The 21,330-nt window shown below is 71.3% G+C and carries 15 protein-coding genes; 5 read left to right on the top strand and 10 right to left on the bottom strand.

The window, feature by feature from the left end; genetic code table 11:
* Positions 1-192: 192 nt before the first annotated feature.
* The 8 genes from ACIP4O_RS20330 to ACIP4O_RS20295 all read right to left on the bottom strand — a co-directional run bounded on the left by ACIP4O_RS20330 (position 193) and on the right by ACIP4O_RS20295 (position 13,022).
* The gene (locus ACIP4O_RS20330) at positions 193-3,870 is read right to left on the bottom strand and encodes a ThuA domain-containing protein (protein WP_401576215.1); all 3,678 of its coding nucleotides are present in this window, start codon (positions 3,868-3,870) and stop codon (positions 193-195) included.
* Positions 3,871-4,296: 426 nt separating this feature from the next.
* A complete protein-coding gene (locus ACIP4O_RS20325) occupies positions 4,297-5,301 on the bottom strand; it encodes a sugar phosphate isomerase/epimerase family protein (protein ID WP_401576213.1) in 1,005 nt (334 codons plus the stop codon).
* Between the two features lie 14 nt (positions 5,302-5,315).
* Positions 5,316-6,536: a Gfo/Idh/MocA family protein gene (locus ACIP4O_RS20320; protein WP_401576211.1), complete on the bottom strand. Its 1,221-nt coding sequence runs from the start codon at positions 6,534-6,536 to the stop codon at positions 5,316-5,318.
* Between the two features lie 77 nt (positions 6,537-6,613).
* Positions 6,614-7,654 carry a substrate-binding domain-containing protein gene (locus ACIP4O_RS20315; protein WP_401576209.1) on the bottom strand — a complete coding sequence of 347 codons (1,041 nt, stop codon included), beginning with the start codon at positions 7,652-7,654 and terminating at the stop codon, positions 6,614-6,616.
* A 150-nt stretch (positions 7,655-7,804) separates the two neighbouring features.
* Positions 7,805-8,848, bottom strand: coding sequence for an ABC transporter permease (locus ACIP4O_RS20310; RefSeq protein WP_401576207.1), 1,044 nt, complete (start codon positions 8,846-8,848; stop codon positions 7,805-7,807).
* Positions 8,845-10,332, bottom strand: coding sequence for a sugar ABC transporter ATP-binding protein (locus tag ACIP4O_RS20305; protein WP_401576261.1), 1,488 nt, complete (start codon positions 10,330-10,332; stop codon positions 8,845-8,847). The genes ACIP4O_RS20310 and ACIP4O_RS20305 overlap by 4 nt, the downstream gene beginning before the upstream one ends.
* A 290-nt stretch (positions 10,333-10,622) precedes the next feature.
* Positions 10,623-11,804: an ROK family transcriptional regulator gene (locus ACIP4O_RS20300; RefSeq protein ID WP_361321240.1), complete on the bottom strand. Its 1,182-nt coding sequence runs from the start codon at positions 11,802-11,804 to the stop codon at positions 10,623-10,625.
* 270 nt (positions 11,805-12,074) lie between these two features.
* A complete protein-coding gene (locus tag ACIP4O_RS20295) occupies positions 12,075-13,022 on the bottom strand; it encodes a beta-ketoacyl-ACP synthase III (RefSeq protein WP_401576205.1) in 948 nt (315 codons plus the stop codon).
* A 298-nt stretch (positions 13,023-13,320) separates the two neighbouring features.
* Between ACIP4O_RS20295 and ACIP4O_RS20290 the strand changes: the two genes are divergently transcribed.
* From ACIP4O_RS20290 to ACIP4O_RS20275, 4 genes are all read left to right on the top strand, one after another.
* Positions 13,321-13,932 (top strand): TetR/AcrR family transcriptional regulator, encoded by a 612-nt coding sequence (locus ACIP4O_RS20290; protein WP_401576203.1) that lies wholly within the window; start codon positions 13,321-13,323, stop codon positions 13,930-13,932.
* Positions 13,933-14,074: 142 nt separating this feature from the next.
* Complete coding sequence (locus ACIP4O_RS20285) at positions 14,075-15,580, top strand: MFS transporter (RefSeq protein ID WP_401576201.1); 1,506 nt, start codon at positions 14,075-14,077, stop codon at positions 15,578-15,580.
* A gap of 173 nt (positions 15,581-15,753) precedes the next feature.
* Positions 15,754-16,626 (top strand): formate dehydrogenase accessory sulfurtransferase FdhD, encoded by an 873-nt coding sequence (gene fdhD, locus ACIP4O_RS20280; RefSeq protein WP_401576199.1) that lies wholly within the window; start codon positions 15,754-15,756, stop codon positions 16,624-16,626.
* A 179-nt stretch (positions 16,627-16,805) separates the two neighbouring features.
* Positions 16,806-17,525: a hypothetical protein gene (locus tag ACIP4O_RS20275; RefSeq protein WP_401576197.1), complete on the top strand. Its 720-nt coding sequence runs from the start codon at positions 16,806-16,808 to the stop codon at positions 17,523-17,525.
* A gap of 434 nt (positions 17,526-17,959) precedes the next feature.
* Here the strand turns inward: ACIP4O_RS20275 and ACIP4O_RS20270 are convergent, their stop codons facing one another.
* Both ACIP4O_RS20270 and ACIP4O_RS20265 read right to left on the bottom strand, forming a co-directional pair.
* A complete protein-coding gene (locus ACIP4O_RS20270; protein WP_401576195.1) occupies positions 17,960-19,222 on the bottom strand; it encodes an MFS transporter in 1,263 nt (420 codons plus the stop codon).
* 53 nt (positions 19,223-19,275) lie between these two features.
* Positions 19,276-20,280, bottom strand: a complete 1,005-nt coding sequence (locus ACIP4O_RS20265) for a bile acid:sodium symporter family protein (RefSeq protein WP_401576193.1) — start codon at positions 20,278-20,280, stop codon at positions 19,276-19,278.
* Positions 20,281-20,419: 139 nt separating this feature from the next.
* Between ACIP4O_RS20265 and ACIP4O_RS20260 the strand changes: the two genes are divergently transcribed.
* Positions 20,420-21,283 carry a LysR substrate-binding domain-containing protein gene (locus ACIP4O_RS20260; protein WP_401576191.1) on the top strand — a complete coding sequence of 288 codons (864 nt, stop codon included), beginning with the start codon at positions 20,420-20,422 and terminating at the stop codon, positions 21,281-21,283.
* The last annotated feature ends 47 nt before the right edge of the window (positions 21,284-21,330 follow it).

Here is a 21,330-nt window from a genome sequence, read left to right as displayed (position 1 = left end):
GGGGGGGGGGGGGGGGGGGGGGGGGGGGGGGGGGTTGGGGGGCCTTGGGCCCCCCCCTTTTATTACAACCGGGGGGGGGGGGGGTTTGGGGGGGGGGGGGGGGGGGGGGGGGGGGGGCCGGGCGCCCCCCCCCCACCGCCGTCTGGGGGCGGGCGGGACGCCGTGCCCGGGGGCCCGGCGTCCCGCCCGTGCTCAGGGAAGTTCCTTGATCTGGATGTCGCGGAAGGACACGTGGTCGGCGTCGCTGTGGTTCTGGATGCCGATGTAGCCGTCCGCGAGGGAGCGCTCGGGGTCCTTGTTGGTGAAGTCGTTGATCTTCGTACCGTTCAGGTACACCTGGACGCGCTCGCCCTGGACCTTGATCTCGTAGGAGTTCCACTGGCCCGGCGGGCGCAGTGCCTGGTCGCGGAGCTTGAGGTTGGCGGATTTGAAGGTGTAGATCGAGCCGGTGGTGCGGTCGTCCGCGTCGGTGGCGTCGATCTGGACCTCGTAGCCCTTGTTCACGGCCGACCAGGGGTCGTCCGAGGCGGGGAAGCCGATGAATACACCGGAGTTGTCGTCACCCCGCATCCGCCAGTCGAGCTTGAGGGAGTAGTTCTTGAACTCCTTGGCCTGGTACCAGAGCAGGCCCATGCCGCCCTCGGAGTGCAGGGCGCCGTCGGAGATCGAGAACTTCCCCGGACCGGCCTGCTTCCAGCCGTCCAGGGACTGGCCGTTGAAGAGCGGGCGGTAGTCCTTGTCCGGCTTGCAGTCCGCCTTGACCTGTCCGGTGGCGTACTTCATGCCGCCGAGCAGGTGGGCGCGGAAGTCGGCTTCGGCGTAGGACTCCTTGGTGTGGCCGAGACCGGTGTAGAAGGCACGACCGCCCTCGTACGGCTGGCACCAGGCGATCGGGTGGTCGCCCTTCATGGTGCCGCCGCTGTAGCTGGTCTCGTCCACGGTGGCGAGGACCTTGGCCTGGGAGCGGGGGTTGGTGCGGTAGTTGTACCACTCGTCCGTGTGCTGCCAGGCGTCCTTGAGGCTCTCGGTCGCGGGGTGGTCGTGGCCCTCCGCGCGGACGGTCGCCTCCTGGATCTGCGGGTGCGAGTCGAACCAGGCGCCGACGAGGCCGCCGTAGAACTTCCAGTCGTACTCGGTGTCGGCCGCGGCGTGGACGCCCATGTAGCCGCCCCCGCCCTTGACGTAGGCCTCGAAGGCGGACTGCTGGTCCGCGTTCAGGACGTCACCGGTCGTCGAGAGGAAGGCGACCGCGTCGTACTTGGCGAGGTTGTTCTTGGTGAACTGCCCCGCCTCCTCGGTCGCGTCGACGGTGATCCCGGACTCGGCGCCGAGTTCCTTCAGCGCCTTGATGCCCTCGGGGATGGAGTCGTGACGGAAGCCGGCGGTCTTGGAGAAGACCAGGAGCCGCTTGCTGCCCTTGACGACCGCGTCCGAGGTGATCTCGAAGTCGTCGACGTCGAAGAGCGCGCCCTGTCCGGTGGCTCCCTTGAAGACGAGGTAGAGCGAGGTGGTCTTCCTGGGCACCTGGGCGAGCTTGACGTCCACGTTCTGGAAGGTCTCCCAGCCGCCCGTCTTCGGCACCGCGGTGGAGCCGAGGAGAGCGCCCGTGGGCGAGCCCGTGCGGACTTCGAGGGAGCCGCCGGCCCCGCCCGAGGCGACGCGGGCGGTGAGCTTCTTGGCGCCGGTCAGGTTGTACGGGGTGAAGGCGATCCAGTCGCCGTCGTCGATGTCCCCGACCGTCCTGCCGCCGTTGGCCTCCGCCTTGTCGTACGTCTTGATGCCGGAGGAGGTGTTGAAGTGCTCGGCCTGGCGGTGCCGCGGCTGGAGCTTGACCTGCGCGTGGCCGGTCAGCGCGGCCTGGCCGCCGCCCCCGCCATCGGTGTACTCCGCGTCGATGACCCCGAAGATGTTCGCGTTGGGGTCGTGCTCGGCGTCGGCCGGCGCGGTGATGGTGCCTTCGCAGCCGGTCGTGGAGGTGATCGGGTGGCCGTGGCTGTCGTGGCCGAGGATGTAGCGGACGGTGACCTTGGAGCAGTCGATCTGGCCGTCCTCGGGGTCGGTGACGGTCACCTTGAACGGGATCGTGTCGCCGAACTTGAAGAGCGCGCCGTCCGCCGGGGCCTCCAGCTTGACGGTGGGCGCGGTGTTGCCGACGACGACCTCGACGCTCGCGGTCGCGGTGAGCCCGGTGGCGTCGGTCGCGGTCACGGTCGCGGTGTAGGTGCCGTCCGTACGGTAGGTGTGGGCGGCGTCGGCGCCCGCGACCTTCTTGGAGCCGTCGCCGAAGTCCCAGCTGTAGCTGATCGCGTCGCCGTCCCCGTCGCTGCCCTTCGCCGAGAAGGCGACGCGCAGCGGGGACTGACCGGAGGTCTTGTTGGCGCTCGCGTCGACCACCGGGGCGCGTCCGTCGGTGACGTTCTCGATGCGGTAGAGCGCCGAGTTCTCGTCGCCGCCGAACCAGGAGAGGCCGTAGTCGAGGACGTAGAGGGCGCCGTCGGGGCCGAAGGCCATGTCCATGACCTGCGTGCCCGACCACGGGAAGTCGTTGATCGACTGGACGGTGCCGTCCGCGTCCTGCTCGATGCGCTTGATCCACTGGCGGCCGAACTCACCCGCGAAGAAGTCCCCGTCGTACTCCTTCGGGAACTTCACCGGCGAGTCGAGGTTCTCGTCGTAGTGGTAGACCGGGCCGCCCATCGGGGACTCGGAGCCGGAGCCGAACTCGGGTACGGAGCCGCCGTCGTAGGGAATCCACGCCTCCTGCGCGGGCGGCAGGTCGGTGAGCCCGGTGTTGTTCGGCGAGTCGTTCTTCGGCGCGGCGCAGTCGAAGGTGGCGCCGGACTGCCCGGTGGCGAAGTCGTAGTCCTTGTACGCGTCGTTCTTGCCCGTGCAGTACGGCCAGCCGAAGTTGCCCGCCTTCGTCACGCGGGCGAACTCGACCTGTCCGGCGGGGCCCCGGCTCGGCGATGCGGCGCCCGCGTCGGGGCCGTAGTCGCCGACGTAGACGATGCCGGTCTCCTTGTCGACGTTGAGCCGGAAGGGGTTGCGGAAGCCCATCGCGTAGATCTCGGGGCGGGCCTTGTCGGTGCCGGGGGCGAAGAGGTTGCCCTCGGGGATGTCGTAGCTGCCGTCCTCGTGGACCTTGATGCGGAGGATCTTGCCGCGCAGGTCGTTGGTGTTGCCCGCCGAACGCTGGGCGTCGAAGGCCGGGTTGCGGCTCGCGCGCTCGTCGATCGGGGTGTAGCCGTCGGAGGCGAAGGGGTTGCTGTCGTCGCCGGTCGACAGGTAGAGGTTGCCGTCGGCGTCGAAGTCGATGTCGCCGCCGACGTGGCAGCAGGTGCCGCGCGAGGTCTTGACGTCGAGGATCTTCTTCTCGCTCGCCTGGTCGAGGGTGCCGTCCTGGGCGAGGGTGAAGCGCGAGAGCTGGTTGATGCCGTCGAAGGGCTTGAAGTCGGCGGCGGTGCCGTTCTCGGGGGCGTCCCCCTCCGGGGTGTCGAGCGGCGGCGCGTAGTAGAGGTAGATCGCGCGGTTCTCGGCGAAGTCCGGGTCGACGCCGACGCCCTGGAGACCTTCCTCGTCGTGCGAGTACACGTCGAGCTTGCCGGCCACCTTGGTGGTGCCGTTCTTGTCGGTCAGGCGCAGCGTGCCGTCGCGCGAGGTGTGCAGGACACTGCGGTCGGGGAGGACCGCGAGGGACATCGGCTCCCCGGTCTCCGCGGCGCCCTTGGCGAGGGTCACCTGCTGGAACTCGGGGGTCTCGGGCTCGTCGGCGCCCGCGGGCTGCGCGACGAGCGTGAGGGATGCGGCGGTGAGCAGGGTTCCAGTGAAGAGCGCGAGACCTCTTCGGAACCCCTGACGTTTCCTGTGCACGAGAGTGCCTCCACAGGGGGCCGGTCGTACGGGCGGGTGACCCCGGGCGCGCCGTCGTCCGGGGCGTGCTACGTCGTGCGTGGCACGTACTGCCGTGGTGCGGTGTGCGGTGGTGCGGTGTGCGGTGGTGCGGTGTGCGGTGGTGCGGTGTGCGGTGGTGCGGTGTGCGGTGGCGCCGAGTGCGGTGGTGCTGTGTGTACCGCGAGGTCCTGTACACGCTCAGGGACGGTAGTGGAGCTTTGTCCGTGCGGCATAGCCCTTGGACGCAGGCTAGTTCGTCTTTTTCCCGCCACAGGACAAAGACACGTGCGGGCAGTCCTGACCGGCCCGTGGCGGCTGGTGCCACGGGCCGGGCGGAACCGGGCGTACCGCCCCGGGACGCGGTGGCCGGAAGGCCGGGGTCCGGGGAAAGCGGTTGCGCCGGGGTCAGTCCTTCGTGCTGAAGGCCGCGTCGAAGGAGGCGGTGGGCCGCTCGTAGTCGTACGCGCGCATGCGGGCCAGCGCCTCGGGGGCGCCCTGGAGCCGGTCCATCCCGGCGTCCTCCCACTCGACGGAAATGGGTCCCTCGTAGCCGATGGAGCCGAGCATCCGGAAGACGTCCTCCCAGGGCACGTCGCCGCGTCCGGCGGAGACGAAGTCCCAGCCCCTGCGCGGGTCGCCCCAGGGCAGGTGCGAGCCGAGCCGGCCGTTGCGCCCGTCGAGGCGCTTGCGGGCCTCCTTGCAGTCCACGTGGTAGATCCGGTCGCGGAAGTCGTAGAGGAAACCGACCGGGTCGAGGTCCTGCCACACGAAGTGGCTCGGGTCGAAGTTGAGGCCGAAGGCCGGGCGGTGGTCGACGGCCTCCAGGGCGCGCACCGTCGTCCAGTAGTCGTAGGCGATCTCGCTCGGGTGCACCTCGTGGGCGAAGCGCACGCCCTCTTGGTCGAAGACGTCCAGGATGGGGTTCCAGCGCGCGGCGAAGTCCTCGTAGCCGCGGTCGATCATGCCGTCAGGGACGGGCGGGAACATCGCGACGAGGTGCCAGATCGAGGAGCCGGTGAAGCCGATGACGGTGTCCACGCCGAGCGCGGCGGCGGCCCGCGCGGTGTTCTTCATCTCCTCGGCCGCGCGCTGCCGCACCCCCTCGGGCTCGCCGTCCCCCCACACGCGGGCGGGCAGGATGTTCTGGTGCCGCTCGTCGATGGGGTGATCGCACACGCCCTGTCCGGCCATGTGGTTCGAGACGGCGAAGACCTTCAGGCCGTACTTGTCGAGCAGCGCTTTGCGCGAGGGGATGTAGCCGGGGTCGCTGAGGGCCTTGTCGACCTCGAAGTGGTCACCCCAGCAGGCGAGTTCGAGACCGTCGTAGCCGAAGTCCCTGGCCAGCTCGCAGACCTTCTCCAACGGCAGGTCGGCCCACTGGCCGGTGAAGAGGGTGTAGTCACGTGACATGCGGGGGCCCTTTCTCAGGAGGTCTGCTGGGGGACGGGGGTGTAGACGGAGTTCTTCGCGGCGCTCTCCTCCACCGCGGCGAGCACCCGCTGCACCTGGAGCCCGTCCTCGAAGGTCGGTACCGGCTGCTCGCCCGTCGCGAGGGCGTGCACGAGGTCGTGCGCCTGGTGGACGAAGGTGTGCTCGTAGCCGAGGCCGTGGCCCGGCGGCCACCAGGCGTGCAGGTAGGGGTGTTCCGGCTCGGTGACGAGGATGCGGCGGAAGCCGCTCGTCGGGGCGGGCTCGGTGTGGTCGTGGAAGGACAGCTCGTTGAGCCGCTCCAGGTTGAAGGAGAGCGAGCCCTTGGAGCCGTTGAGTTCGAGCGTCAGCGCGTTCTTGCGCCCGGCGGCGACGCGCGTCGCCTCGAAGGAGGCGAGGGCGCCCGAGGCGGTGCGGCCGATGAAGAGGGCCGCGTCGTCCACGGTGACCGGGCCGAGGCGCTCGCCCGAGCCCGTGCCGCCGAGCCAGGCTCCGGACCCCTCGGGGACGGGGCGCTCGGTCGTGAAGGTCTCGGTGAGCGCGGAGACGCCGACGAGCGGTTCGCCCGTGAGGTACTGCGCGAGGTCCACGATGTGCGCGCCGAGGTCGCCGAGTGCGCCGGAGCCGGCCTTGTTCTTGTCCAGGCGCCAGGTGAGCGGGGACGTGGGATCGGTCAGCCAGTCCTGGAGGTAGGTGACGCGGACGTGCCGCAAGGTGCCCAGGCGGCCTTCGGCGACGAGCTGCCGGGCGAAGGCCGCGGCGGGCACGCGGCGGTAGTTGAAGCCGACCATGGCGAGCTGTCCGCGCGCGCGGGCCGCCCGGGCCGCCTCGACCATGGCCTCGGCCTCCGTGACCGTGTTGGCGAGCGGCTTCTCGCACAGCACGTGCTTGCCGGCCTCCAGGGCCGCGATGGCGATCTCGGCGTGGCTGTCGCCCGGAGTGCAGATGTCGACCAGGTCGACGTCCTCGCGGGCGATCAGTGCCCGCCAGTCCGTCTCGGCCGCGGCCCAGCCCAGTTGCCGGGCCGCTTTCGTCACGGCCGCCTCGTCACGCCCGCACAAGGCGGCCAGTTCGGGCCTGAGGGGGAGCGCGAAGACCCGCCCCGCGGTGCGCCAGCCCTGGGAGTGGGCGGCGCCCATGAAGGCGTAGCCGACCATTCCCACGCCGAGGCGCGGCGGGCTCGTGGCCGACTCGTCCTCGTGCTCCGTAGTGCTCATGCGGTCATTCCTCCTTGGCGAGATACGGGTGGGGGGCCGGCCCCCGCCGGGGTCAACCCCCCTTGCTGCCGCGCGGCCTACTTGAAGCCGGTCGACAGGTACTGGTCGATGTTGTCCTTGTCGACCACGGCCGAGTACAGCGTGAGCTGGGTGGGGATCTCGGCCTCGGAGAGCCCGGAGATCCCCTTGCCCTGACCGAGGGCGCGGGCGAGGTCGATCGCGGAGGCGGCCATCGTCGGCGGGTAGAGGACGGTGGCCTTGAGCACGCCGTCGCCCGCCTTGATGTGGTCCATCGCGGAACGGGCGCCGGCGCCACCGATCATGATGAAGTCGTCGCGGCCCGCCTGCTCGATGGCCTGGAGGGCGCCGACGCCCTGGTCGTCGTCGTGGTTCCAGCAGGCGTCGAAGGACTTCTGCGCCTGGAGGAGCTGGGCCATCTTGGCCTGGCCCGACTCGACGGTGAACTCGGCGGCCTGGCGGGCGACCTTCTTGATGTTCGGGTAGTTCTTCAGGGCGTCGTCGAAGCCCTTGGTGCGCTGCCGGGTCAGCTCCAGGCTGTCGGTGCCCGCGAGTTCGATGACCTTGGCGTTCTTCTTGTCCTTGAGCTGCTCGCCGATCCAGTGCCCGGCGTTGAGGCCCATGCCGTAGTTGTCGCCGCCGACCCAGCAGCGGTACGCCTGCGGGGTGTCGAAGATGCGGTCGAGGTTGACGACGGGGATACCGGCGCGCATCGCCTTGAGGCCGGCCTGCGTGAGGGCCTTGCCGTCCGCGGGGAGGATGACGAGGACGTCGACCTTCTTGTTGATGAGGGTGTCGATCTGGCCCGCCTGAGTGGCCGTGTCGTTGGAGCCCTCGGTCCTCTCGAAGGTGATGTCGGAGTACTTCTTCGCCCGCTCACCGGCCTGGACGTTGATGGCGTTGAGCCAGCCGTGGTCGGCCTGCGGACCGGCGAAGCCGATCGTGACGTGCTTGCCGGTCTCCTCGGCAGCCGGGGCCGCGTCGCTCTTCTCCTCCTTGGCCTCGGCCGGCTCGTTGCTGGTGCAGGCGGCGAGCAGCGCGGTCGCGCCGACCGCGGCACCGCCGAAGAGGAGTCCTCTGCGGCTCGTGGCGTGTGACATGGCGGTGACCCTTCCCGTAGGGCGTGTACTGCGAGGGTGGTGGGGTGGTGCGGGACGGTGCGGGGAGTGCGAGGTGGGGGTGGTGCGGGAGGCACCAGGGGGTGCGGGGAGTGCGTGGTGGGGGTGGTGCCGCGGCCCGGGGCCTCGGGATCAGGTGTCGCGTGCGTCGCGGCGCTGGACGAGGACGGCGATGACGATGATGGCGCCCTTGGCGATCTGCTGGACGTCCGTCTGGAGGTTGTTGAGCGCGAAGATGTTGTTGATCGTGGTGAAGATCAGCACACCGAGCACGGAGCCGACGATCGTGCCGCGCCCGCCGCTGAGCAGGGTGCCGCCGATGATCGCCGCGGCGATGGCGTCGAGTTCGTACAGGTTCCCGTTGGTGCTCTGGCCCGAGCCCACCAGGACGACGAGCAGGAAGGCGGCGATGCCGCAGCACAGTCCGGAGAGCAGGTAGAGGTAGAGGCGCTGGCGGCGGACGTCGATCCCGGCGAGGCGGGCCGCCTCGGGGTTGGAGCCGACCGCGACGCTGCGCCGCCCGAAGGTGGTGCGGTTCAGCAGGAGCCAGCCGAGGACGACGACGACGAGGAAGACGAGGACCAGGGGCGGGATGCCGAGGACGTAGTTCTCGCGGCGGCCGAGGTCGAGCACGGACTTCACGGAGACGATCTGCGTCTGGCCATCGGTGATCTGGAGGGCGAGCCCGCGCGCCGAGGCGAGCATCGCGAGCGTCGCGATGAACGGCACCAGCCGCCCGTACGCGACGAGGACCCCGTTGATGAGCCCGCAGGCGAGCCCGACGACGAGCGCGGTGAACGCGATGCCCCAGAAGCCGTACTCCTGCGTCGCGACGGTCGTCGCCCACACCGAGGCGAGGGCGACGATCGCGCCGACCGAGAGGTCGATGCCGCCGGAGATGATGACGAAGGTGACACCGACCACGACGACGCCAATGACCGAGGACTGGGTCAGGATCAGCTGGAGGTTCGAGGTCGCGATGAACTGGTCCGGCTTGGTGATCGCACCCACCAGGGCGAGCGCCACCAGGACGCCGACGAGTGTGAGCGTGCGTCCGTCCCAGCGGACCAGTCGCTTGGCGGGGACGGACTTCGGGGGCGTCCCCGGGGACTTCTCGGACGGTGCGGCGGCGGTTCCCGCACCGTCTTCGCGCGCGGGTGAGGCGGGCTGCGTCATGACGCCGGGCTCCCTTCCATGACGAGGTCGAGTACGCGGGATTCGTCGAGCTCCTGGGCGGGCGCCGTGTGCACCACGGTGCCTTCGCGCAGGACGAGGACACGGTCGGCGAGCCCCAGGACCTCGGGGACCTCGCTGGAGACGAGCAGGACGGCGAGACCGTCGTCGGCGAGCCTGCGGATGACGGCGTAGAGCTCGGCGCGCGCCCCGACGTCGACGCCGCGCGTCGGCTCGTCGAGCAGCAACACCTTGCAGCCGCGCAGCAACCACCGTGCCAGGACGGCCTTTTGCTGGTTTCCGCCGGAGAGCGTACGCACCTGCGCGTCGGGGTTGTCGGGGCGCAGCGACAGTTCACGGGTCGCCGCGCGCGCCGCCGCGCGCTCCTTGCCGCGCTCGATCCAGCCGCCCTTGGAGAAGCGTGAGAGCGTGGAGATCGAGACGTTGCGCGTGACGGATTCGAGGCCGAGGAGTGCCTGTGCCTTGCGCTCCTCGGGGGCGAGCCCGATCCCGGCGCGGACGGCGGAGCGCACGCTGCCCGGGCGCAGGGCCTGCCCGTCGACGGTGACGGTCCCGCTCGTGGGTTTGCGCGCCCCGTACACCGTCTCCAGGATCTCCGAGCGTCCCGAGCCGACGAGGCCCGCGAGCCCGACGATCTCACCGGCCCGCACTTCGAAGTCGACGGGCGCGAACTCCCCTTCCCTGCCGAGGCTTTCGACCTTGAGCACGGTGACGCCCGACTGCTCGGCCGGGCGCTCGGGGAAGACGTACTCGACCTTGCGGCCCGTCATGAGCGTGACGACCTGGCTCGTCGGCGTGGACTCGGCGGGCAGTCCGCCCGCCACGGAGCGGCCGTCCTTGAGGACGGTGACCCGGTCCCCGATGCGGCGGATCTCCTCCAGGCGGTGCGAGATGTAGACGACCGCGACGCCGTCGGAGGTGAGGTCGGCGACGATGCGGAAGAGGTTCTCGACCTCGTCCGGGTCGAGCGCCGCCGAGGGCTCGTCCATCACGATGAGCCGTACGTCGTGGGAGAGCGCGCGAGCCATCGAGACGATCTGCTGGTGCGCGGCGGAGAGCTTGCCGACGAGGACACCCGGGTCGATCTCGGGGTGGCCGAGGCGGGCGAGGAGGGCGCTCGCCTCGGCGCGGGCGGAGCCCGGACGCACCACGAAACCAGCGGTGGTGCGCTCGTGGCCGAGGAAGACGTTCTCCGCGACGGAGAGATGTTCGACGAGGTCGAGTTCCTGATAGATCGTGGCAATTCCCAAGGCCATGGCGGCACTTGGGGATCTGAGGGTGACTTCCTCGCCGCGCCAGACGATCTTCCCCTCGTCGGGCTGGTGGGCGCCCGCGAGCACCTTGATGAGGGTGGACTTCCCGGCGCCGTTCTGGCCGAGCAGGCAGTGCACCTCCCCCGGGCGCACGTCGAGGTCGACACCGTCGAGTGCGCGGACGCCGGGAAAGGCTTTGGTGATGCCGGTCATGGTGAGAAGCGCCGGCGGCGGGCTCTCGGGTGGGTGGTGCGCTGGTGCCATGGCGGTCCCCTTGGGTGACGTGCCGCTGCGGGGTGGCCCCCGGGCCCCGAAGTCGCGGGGCTCCGCCCCACACCCCGCTCCTCAAACGCCTGAGGGGCTTGATTCGTCCGGTGCGGGCGGGTTTTCGGGCGCGGCAGGTTTGGGCGTGGCGGGTTGAGGGCGTGGCTTACCGCGGTGCGGCTCGTGCTGCGGTGCGGCTCGGGTGGTCGTGCTGGCGGCGCTGTACGTGAGGTGGTGGGTCAGGCCGGGGAGAAGAGGTGGTCGCTGATGAGGCGGGCGCCGCCGATGACTCCGGAGGCCGGACCCAACTCGCCCAGGACGATGGGCAGATTGCCCGTGGCGAGCGGAAGGGACTGGCGGTAGACCTGGGTCCTGATGGCGGCGAGCAGGGTGTGGCCGAGGCCCGTGACCCCGCCGCCGACCACCACGAGTCCAGGGTTGAAGAAGCTGACGAGCGAGGCGATCACCTGTCCGGTGCGGTTGCCCCCGGAGCGGATGAGGTCGAGGGCCGCCGTGTCACCGGCCGCCGCTGCCGCCGCCACGTCGGCCGCGCTGAGCGCGCCCTGCGTGGCGAGGCGTTCGGCGAGCACGGGCGAGCGGCCCTCGCGGGCCGCGTCCTCCGCGTCACGGGCGAGCGCCGCACCGCTGAAGTGGGCTTCCAGGCAGCCCTTGTTGCCGCAGGCGCAGGACCTGCCCTCGGGCTCGACCTGGATATGCCCTATGTCCCCGGCGCTGCCGGTGGTGCCCCGGTAGACCTCGCCGCCGACGACGATTCCGCACCCGATGCCGGTGCCGATCTTGACGCACAGGAAGTCTCCGGCCGAGCGGGCCACTCCGGCGTGCTGCTCGCCGAGCGCCATGAGGTTCACGTCGTTGTCGACCATGACGGGGCAGCCGAGTTCCTGGCTCAGGACCTCGCGGACGGGGTAGCCGTCCCAGCCGGGCATGATCGGCGGCGCCACGGGCACGCCCTCGGGAAAGCGGACCGGTCCCGGAACGCCGATGCCGGCGCCGTCGTAGCCGTCGGCGAAGCCCGATGCCCGCAACTTCGCGGCCATGGCGAGGACTTGCTCGAAGACCGCGACGGGTCCCTCGCGGACATCCATGGGGTGGGTGATGTGCCCCAGGATCTCCAGCTCGGCGTTGGTCACGGCGACGTCTATCGAGGTGGCCCCGATGTCGACGCCGAGGAAGCGGAGTCCGGGCGCGAGCCGGATGTTGTGCGAGCGCCGGCCGCCCCGGGACGCGGCGAGCCCGTCGGCCACCACGAGCCCGGTCTCCAGGAGCCGGTCCACCTCGACGGCCAGCTTGGACCGTGAGAGATCGACCTGATCACCGAGCTGGGCGCGGGAGTTGGGGCCCCCGTCGCGCAGCAGTCGCAGCAATCGGGCCTGATGCGTGTTGGCGGGTCGTGCCGTCATGCGTCTCACGCGCCCCTCCCCGCCTCACCGGCCGTCCGATTCCCTCGCCCCCGCCCCCGCCCGCCGCCGCGGCCCGCTTGCGGCGGGTCGCGGCGTTCTCGCGCTCACGGGCGTTCGCGCTTTCGACGTGGAACGTAGCAGCGGGGTACGGGAAGGGGAAGGACTTGCGCGGGAATTGGCCCCTACTTTCTCCCGGCGCAGGACAAAGAGGCGAGTGGCACAGGCCAACGACCGCGCGGTACGGGGGGTTTACTCCGATAGGAGCGGATTTCAGGGGCAGCGGACGACCTGGCCCCCGTACGAGAGGTTTCCGCCGAAGCCGAAGAGGAGGACGGGGTCGCCGCTGCTCAGCTCGCCGCGCTCGACGAGCTTGGAGAAGGCGAGCGGGATACTGGCGGCCGAGGTGTTGCCGGAGTCCACGACGTCCTTGGCGATCACGGCGTTGACGGCGCCGAGGCGGCGTACGACCGGTTCCACGATGCGCAGGTTGGCCTGGTGGAGCACGACGCCCGCGAGGTCCTCGGGGGTGAGTCCGGCGCGCTCGCAGACCTGCCGGGCGATGGCGGGCAGTTGGGTGGTGGCCCAGCGGTAGACGGTCTGCCCCTCCTGCGCGAAGCGCGCCGGGGTGCCCTCGATGCGCACCGCGTTGCCCATCGCCGGGTTCGAGCCCCACAGCACCGGGCCGATCCCCGGCTCCTCGCCCGCCCCGGTCGCCTCGACGACGGCGGCGCCCGCTCCGTCACCAACGAGGACGCACGAGCTGCGGTCGGTCCAGTCGACGACGGCGGACATCTTGTCGGCGCCGATGACGAGGGCCTGCCGGGCACTGCCCGCGCGGACCGTGGCGTCGGCGAGGGCGAGGGCGTGCGTGAAGCCCGCGCAGACGACGTTGACGTCGAGCACGGCGGGCGAGGGCATCCCGAGCCGCGCGGCGACGCGGGCGGCGGTGTTGGGCGAGCGGTCGACGGCCGTGGAGGTCGCGACGATCACCATGTCGACGGTGCCGGGCGTGAGCCCGGCGGCGGCGAGCGCCTTCGCGCCCGCGTAGGCGGCCAGCTCGTCCACCGGTTCGTCGTCACCCGCGATGTGCCTGGTCCTGATGCCGACGCGGGACGTGATCCACGCGTCGTTGGTGTCGACCATGCCGGCGAGGTCCTCGTTGGTGAGCACCCGGCCGGGCTGGTAGTGACCGAGCGCGACGATCCGTGAACCGTTCATGGGGGTCTTGCCCTCCGTAGCCGTGTTCCGTAGCCGTGAGACGGATTGTTCCAGCGTGATCACTTACCGACGGGTACGGAGGTGGGTAAAGCGACAGGATTCGGGCGACGCGCTTGGAGAGTTCACCCAGAACCAGGGGGCGCCAGGGGCGTGCGGGGTGAACGGGGGGCGCCAAGGAGTGCGGGACGCCCCCGGCGGGGTCGGCCAAAGCCCCATTGGAAACGTTTGCGTTTTTCCCGGCGGCCGCGCTACGGTGAGGCCTGTAAAAACGTGAGCGTTTCTTTTGTGGGAGCCGTTGATGAGCGAGAAAGCCGGGGATCGGGCGCACGGGGCGCGTCCTCCCGTGCGGCGCCCCCGGCTCACCCCCGAGCGGGAGGACGAATTCCTCTCGGCGGCGCTCGCCGTCGTACGGGAGACGGGGTACGAGGCGCTGACGATGGAAGGCGTCGCGGCCCGCGCCCAGTGCAGCAAGGCCACGCTGTACCGGCTCTACGGAAGCAAGCAGCACCTCGTGGCCACGGCCGTCTCACGCACCCGTCCCGTGCCGCGGGCGGGGCTCGACACGGGCTCGCTCCGCGGCGACCTGCTCGCCGCCGCCCGGCGGGTGGCGGCCGGGTTCAAGGAATCGACCGCGCTCGTCTGGGGGGTGGCGCACGCCTCCCTCGCGGACCGGGCGCTGCACGAGGCCCTGCTGCGCGCCTTCATCGAACCGGAGTCGGCCGAGCTGGACGCCGCCGTGGGGCGCGCCGTCGCGCGCGGCGAGCTGCCGCACCGTCCGGCCGCCGCTCGGCACCTGGACGGGCTCCTCTTCGGCGCCGCGCTCGTGCGCGGTCTCCACGGCGAGACCGAGCCCTCGGGGCTCGAAGCCCTCGTGGAGGACGTGCTCCTCCCGGCCCTGCTGCACAGCTGACCGTTCCGGGCGGCCGGGGAAGCCCGCCCCGACGCCCTGCGCCGTGCCCCCGTGTCCCCTGCCCCCGTGTCCCCTGCCCCCGTGTCCCCTGAGCTTCCCCCCAGAGCCTCCCTCACCGTCCAACCATCCAAGGAAGTACCGCATGTCCTCGCCCGCTACCGACGCCCCGGCACGTTCCGGAGCCGCCGGAACCGCCCCCGGGCCCGTGCCCCACCGCTGGCTGATCATGGTCTTCATCGCCGTGGCCCAGCTCATGGTGGTCCTCGACGCGACGATCGTGAACATCGCGCTGCCCACCGCGCAGATCGACCTCGGCTTCTCCGACGCGGACCGGCAGTGGGTCGTCACGGCCTACTCGCTCGCGTTCGGCTCACTGCTGCTCCTCGGAGGCCGTGTCGCCGACCTCTTCGGCCGCAAGAACGCCTTCCTCATAGGTCTCGTCGGCTTCGCGCTCGCCTCCGTGCTCGGCGGAGCCGCGGGAAGCTTCGAGGTCCTGATCATCGCGCGCGCCGTCCAGGGCCTGTTCGGCGCGCTGCTCGCACCCGCCGCGCTCTCGCTGCTCACGACGACCTTCACCGACCCGGCCGAGCGCGGCCGCGCCTTCGGCATCTTCGGCGCGGTCGCCGGCTCGGGCGCGGCACTCGGGCTGCTGCTCGGCGGCATCCTGACCGAGCACCTCAACTGGCGCTGGACCCTGTACGTCAACATCGCCTTCGCGGCCATCGCCTTCGTCGGCGGCCTGCTCCTGCTGCGCCGTACCGCCCGCGACCGTACGAAGAAGCTCGACGTGCCGGGGACGCTGCTCGCGAGCGCGGGGCTCTTCTGTCTCGTCTACGGCTTCTCGAACGCCGAATCCCACTCGTGGTCGTCCGTCAGCACGTGGGGCTTCCTCGTCGCGAGCGCCCTGCTGCTCGCCGCGTTCTGCTTCTGGCAGACGCGCACCGCCCACCCGCTCCTGCCGCTGCGCATCCTCCTGCACCGCGACCGGGGCGCCGCCTACCTCGCGATGCTCGTCGCGGGCGCGTCGATCTTCGGCATCAGCCTCTTCCTGACGTACTACCTCCAGCAGGTCCTGGAGCTGTCCCCGGTGCAAACGGGACTCGCGTTCCTGCCGATGAGCCTCGCCATCATGTCCACGGCGACGACCGGGGCGAGCGTCCTGGTCCCCCGCTTCGGGCCGAAGCTCGTGGTGAGCGCCGGGATGCTGCTCGGCGGGATCGGCGCGCTGTGGCTCTCGCGGCTGGACGTGGACAGCTCGTACGCGGGCCACGTGCTGCCGCCGCTCGTCCTCGCGGGTTTCGGGCTGGGTGCCGTGATGGCGACCGCGATGAGCCAGGCCACGGTGGGTGTCGCGCACAGCGAGGCGGGCGCGGCGAGCGCGCTCGTGAACACCATGCAGCAGGTCGGCGGTTCGCTCAGCACGGCACTGCTCAACACGATCGTCGCGAGCGGCGCGTCCGACTACCTCGCCACCCACGACGCGCGTGACCCGAAGGCACGGCTCGCCGCCGGGGTGCACGGCTACTCCGACGCGTACGTCTGGACGTCGGTCTTCTTCGCCGTGGGCCTCGTCGCCGCCGGTCTCCTCTTCCGCCGCCGTCGCGCGCGCCGCGCGGAGGAGCAGGCGGTCCCGGTGGCCCACGTGTGAGCCGTACGGAACGGGAGCGCGCCTCCCGATCAGGGAGCGGACGCCGCTGACCGGCCCCCTCCCCGTACCGTCGCCGCGAGGGCCGTGGCACGCTCGTACCGGCGTGCCGCGGCCCTCGCCGGGCAGGCGGACGCCATGGCTCATCGGTACGGACGGAAAAGGGCGGGCCGCTCATGGGACGCGTGACGGAACGGCGGCGGGTCACCCGCGTACGGGCGGGCGCGGTCTCGGCGCGCCCTGACACGCTCGTCGCCGAGGAGCCCCTCGAAATCCGCCTCGCCGGCAAGCCGCTCGCCATCACGATGCGCACCCCAGGCGACGACTTCGCGCTCGCCGCCGGTTTCCTCGTGAGCGAGGGCGTCCTCGCCTCCGCCGACGACGTGCGGTCGATCGTGTACTGCGCCGGGGCGACCGACGACGGCTCGAACACGTACAACGTCGTGGACGTGCAACTTACCGAGGGCGTGGCCCTCCCCGATTTCACCCTGGAACGGAACGTCTACACGTCCTCGTCCTGCGGTCTGTGCGGAAAGGCGAGCCTGGACGCGGTCCGCACGCAGACCCACTTCCCCCTCGCCGAGGAGACCCCGCCCCTGCGGCTCTCTCCCGCCCTCCTCTCCGCCCTCCCCGACCGCCTCCGCGCCGCCCAGCGCGTCTTCGACCGCACAGGCGGCCTCCACGCGGCGGCCCTCTTCTCGGAATCGGGAGAACTGGTGGACATCCGCGAGGACGTCGGCCGCCACAACGCGGTCGACAAACTCGTCGGCCGCGCCCTCACCGACGCCCGCCTCCCCCTGAGCCGCACGATCCTCCTGGTCTCCGGCCGCGCCTCCTTCGAACTCGCCCAGAAAGCGGTGATGGCCGGCATCCCGGTCCTGGCAGCGGTCTCGGCCCCGTCCTCCCTGGCGGTGGACCTGGCGGCGGAGACGGGAATGACGCTGGTGGGGTTCCTGCGGGGCGAGTCGATGAACGTGTACGCGGGGGAGGAACGGATCGTGCTGGAGGGGGCGGGTGTGAGGGGCGCCAGCCCCGAGAGGCTGGGATAGGCTGCCATCGGCCACGCGGACCCGGACTGGATGCCGGTTCCGACAGCCACCCGCCGTTGGCCATGCGGACGAGTAGGGAACTCGGACGACACGTCGACTCACGGGATTCCTCTTCACTTTTGGCGGCGCCGCCATGTGTTCATGGCGGTGCCGCCTACGAGACGTGATGTGAGACGGAAATGATCCATTCGTTCATTGCGCACACGAGTCCGGGCCGGAGCAGAATCTTCGCGCTGGTCAAAGGGCCCCGCGACGAGCTGGAGGCCGTCACCACGCTGGGGGCGGACGATCTGCCTCTGACCGGAGAGTTGGTCGACACGCTCAACTCCTTTCTGGCCGAACGGGACGAGACCTCTCTCGGAGCGGTGCTCGACGGCGTCCCGCAGCCCGTGCGCCTGGCCGTGCGGCGGTATCTCGCGGAGAATTGCACGCCAATTCCCGGCATGTTCACCGGCTACGGGCCGGTCGAGGTGGTGCGCCCTGCTGTTTATTTCAGCGAAGTCGACGACGAGCTGGAGGAGTACCTGGAGAGCGCGTACATGATCGGGCTCGGCATCCGCATGTCCAACGAGCGCCGCAGCGAGGGAGGTACCGGCTGGATCGTCCAGCTGCTCAGCGACGAGATCTCCGTACCGCCCGGCGCCGAGCTTCGCACCTGGCCGCTTCCCGTCGATGCGAAGCTCATGGAAACCTGGTCCAGCAATCGGCCCACCGGCGGTATCGGTCCCGTTCGCAGTGCGCTTGATGTCGCGGAAGAGGCGAGTGACAAGGCGCGTTGGGTGAGGATTCACACCTTGCTTCGCCGGGAGCGCGACAGCGAGTTCGAGGGCAGCGCCACCTCGGAATTCGTCGTCGACATCTTCGACGCACCTATTCCTCCGGAGGCCCGGGAGGAATAGACCAGCCATCTCTTGCCGCAGTTCACCAGACGGGCCGGGATGAATCCTTCAGCCACGTGCCCCGGCCCGTTCACGGCCTCGGCCCTACCACTGCGCGCACGAAGGCACAGGCGTTCGCCTGTTCGGAACCCGGGGTGATGACCGTACCGGCGATGGCCCGCGACCTGGACGGGATCACGAGCGTGCCCCTGACCTGCCCAGCGTGAGACGCGGCGCCGAACGTAGGTAGCCGGGTGCAGGTGGGCTGTCGGCGGAGGCTGTGCCTCTCCGCCACCACCGTGTGGTTGTTGGCGGGACCGTCAGGGAGCCGATGCTTCATCGAGACCCACGCGGGGATCGGGCGCCTTCCGAGCGGCTGAGAAAGTGTCACCGTCAGCGCCTCGTTCGGCTGGTTTCCGTCCGTCGGGTGCGGTGCGGGCCGGGCCGACTGCCCCTCAGCCCTGTCCCTCGCCTGACACCGCCGTGTCGGCGCGCGGGGCCGGTGCCGCCGGGTCCGGGATCGTGGTCTCGGCCACCCCCGCCGCCGAGCGCGGGGCCGTTGCCGGGGAGACGGCCGCTGCCAGGAGCATCAGGGCCAGGACCGGGAGCATGGCGGTGCGGAGGCCGTTGTGGTCGCCCAGGAAGCCGAGGTACGGGGGGCCCGCGAGGAGGGCTACGTAGCCGATGCGGGAGGTCAGGGCGACGCGGGCGGCTGTGTCGGGGCCCGATTCGCCTGCTGCCGAGAGGGCCAGGGGGAAGCCCAGGGAGGTGCCCAGACCCCAGAGGAGGACGGCGCAGCCCGCTGTCGCCGGGTTGTCCACGAAGGAGACCAGGGCGATGCCCGCGGCCGTGAGGAGCGCTCCGGCGCCCAGGACCTTCGCGCGGCCGAAGCGCGCCACCACCGGGCCCCCGGCGAAGCGGCCCGCCGCCATCGTCGCGGCGAAACCCGTGTACACGAGCGAGCCGAGGCCCGCGGGCATGTCGTGACCGTCGACCATCAGGAGCGGGAGCCAGTCCGTCGCGGCGCCCTCCGCGAGGGTCACGCCGAAGACGACGCCGCCGATGAGGAGGAGACGCGGGTTCAGGTAGAGGCGGCGTTCCCGTACCGGCCCGGCCTCGTCCGTGCCCGTACCGCCGACGCCGGGGCGCAGGCCCGGGATCGCGTACGCGAAGACCGCGACCAGCAGGGCCAGGACGATCACCAGGTGCCACGGGACCGGGAATTCCACCGCCGCCCCGGCCACGCCGAGTCCCGCGCCCACCACCGTGCCGAGGCTGTAGCAACCGTGCATCATGGGCAGGACCGGGCGCCCCATCTGCCGCTCGACGTGGACGCCCGCGACATTGCTCGCCACCTCCGAGAGCCCGATGCCCGCGCCGACGAACATGAGGCCGCAGGCCACGAGGAGCGCCGCCGACGCCCCCGTACCGAGTGCGACCACGCCGACGCCCGCCAGCACGAGCGTCATGCCCGCGATGATGACCGGGCGGGTCGCGTGGCGGGCCACCAGACCGCCCGCCGCCAGGATGCCGAGCATCGAGCCGATCGACATGCCGAAGAGCACGAGGCCCATCTCGGCGGTCGAGGCGCCGAGGCCGTCGCGCACGTCGGGGGTGCGGGTGACCCACGTGGCGAGCGAGACGCCGGGTATCGCGAAGCACAGGTTGAGGGCGACGCGGTGGCGGCGGACGCGGGGGTCCACAGGCACGGAAGGCATGAAGTGCGGGTCTCCGGAGAAGTGGTGCGACGCGGGGTGTGCCCCAACCCTATTCAGCCCCGGCCACTCCCTGTCAGGGCGGCCACCTCGCCGATCGCCCCGCGCTCACCCTCCGCCGCCCGCCTGCGCGCGATCACCGCGCACACCATCAGCTGCATCTGGTGGAACACCATCAACGGCAGCACCGCGAGCGAGGCGTGGGCGCCGAACAGGACGCTCGCCATGGGCAGCCCCGAGGCGAGGGACTTCTTCGAGCCCGCGAACTGGATCGCGACGCGGTCGGCGCGGGGGAAGCCGAGGCGCCCCGCGCCCCACCACGTGAGGCCGAGCATCGCGGCGAGGAGGACCGCCTCGGCGACGAGCAGGGCGAGGAGGCGCGGGACGGTGACCTGGTGCCAGATGCCCCGCACCATGCCCTCGCTGAACGCCGTGTAGACGACGAGGAGGATCGAGCCCCGGTCCACGTACCCGAGCACCTTCCTGTGCCGGGTCAGGAAGCCGCCGACCCAGCGGCGCAGGAACTGCCCGGCCAGGAACGGCAGGAGGAGCTGTACGGCGATCCTGCCGAGCGCGCCCGCCGAGAATCCGCCGCTGTCGCCGAGGAGCGCGGCGGCGAGCAGCGGCGTGAGGACGATGCCGAAGAGCGAGGAGAAGGAGCCCGCGCAGATCGCGGCGGGCACGTTGCCGCGCGCGAGCGAGGTGAAGGCGATCGAGGACTGGATCGTCGAGGGCACGAGGGTGAGGAAGAGGAAGCCCGTGAAGAGGTCGGGGCTCAGGAGCCAGGGGCGCAGGGCGTAGGCGGCGAGGCCGAGCAGCGGGAAGACGAGGAACGTCGCGGCCAGGACGGTGACGTGCAGCCGCCAGTGCCGCAGTCCGTCGAGCGCCTCGGCGGTGGACAGGCGCGCCCCGTACAGGAAGAAGAGCAGCGCCACGGCGGCCGTCGACGCCCCCGACACGCCGTCGGCGACGCCGCCGCGCGCGGGGAGCAGCGCGGCGAGCAGGACGGTGCCGAGGAGCGACAGGACGTACGGGTCCAGCGGGAGCCGGAGGCGTTTCATGGGCGGGGCCGTCCTCGGGGCGTACGGAGATGGGTGGGGGCACCATCGATCGTGCCGCACCCGGCCGCTGATCGGGAAGCCCGTACACCGCTCTGACTGTTATCGCGCACCGCGATGGCCGGGGCTACACTCCCCCACCGTGTACCAGCCCTCCCACCTGCGCACCTTCCTCACCGTGGCGCAGACACTGAGCTTCACGCGGGCCGCGCAGCGGCTCGGGGTGCGGCAGTCGACGGTGAGCCAGCACGTACGGCGCCTGGAGGAGCAGACCGGCAGGCCGCTCTTCGGCCGGGACACGCACGCGGTCGCGCTCACCGAGGACGGCGAGGCGATGCTCGGCTTCGCGCGGCGCCTGCTCGCGGTGCAGGAGCAGGCGGCGGCGCACTTCGCGGGGACGCGGCTGCGGGGGCGGCTGCGCTTCGGGGCCTCCGAGGACTTCGTCCTGACCCGGCTCCCGGAGATCCTGGAGTCCTTCCGGCGGGCGCACCCGGAAGTGGACCTGGAGCTGACCGTGGGGCTGTCGGGGACGCTCCACGAGCGGCTCGCCGAAGGGCGTCTCGATCTCGTGCTGGCCAAACGGCGGGCCGAGGAGTCGCACGGGGTACTGGTGTGGCGCGACACGCTCGTGTGGATCGGTGGTGAGCGGCCGCGGCTCGACCCGGGGCTGCCGCTCCCGCTCATCGTGTACCCGCCGCCCGCCCTTACGCGCGACCGGGCGCTGCGCGCCTTGGAGCGCGAGGGGCGCGCGTACCGCGTCGCGTGCACGAGCGGCAGCCTCAACGGTCTCGTCGCGGCGGCCCGGGCGGGCCTCGGGGTCCTCCCCCACGCGCGTGGCCTGATCCCGCCGGGCCTGGTGCGGGTGCCCGAGCGGGCGGGTCTTCCCGCGCTGGGGGACGTCGATTTCGTACTGGTCCACGACGACCGGCGCGCGGAGGCGCGGGAGCCGGGGCGGGCGCTCGCGGAGGCGATCCTGGCGAGCGGGGACCGGCTGCACGGGGGGTGAGGACGAAACCCCTTACCGCCCGCCCGACCGCCCATGACATATTCCCG

The sequence above is a fragment of the Streptomyces sp. NPDC088923 genome (assembly GCF_044749745.1).
Lineage (GTDB): Bacteria > Actinomycetota > Actinomycetes > Streptomycetales > Streptomycetaceae > Streptomyces.
Note: the sequence above shows the minus strand (reverse complement) of the source record. Positions and strands in the feature narration are given on the sequence as shown.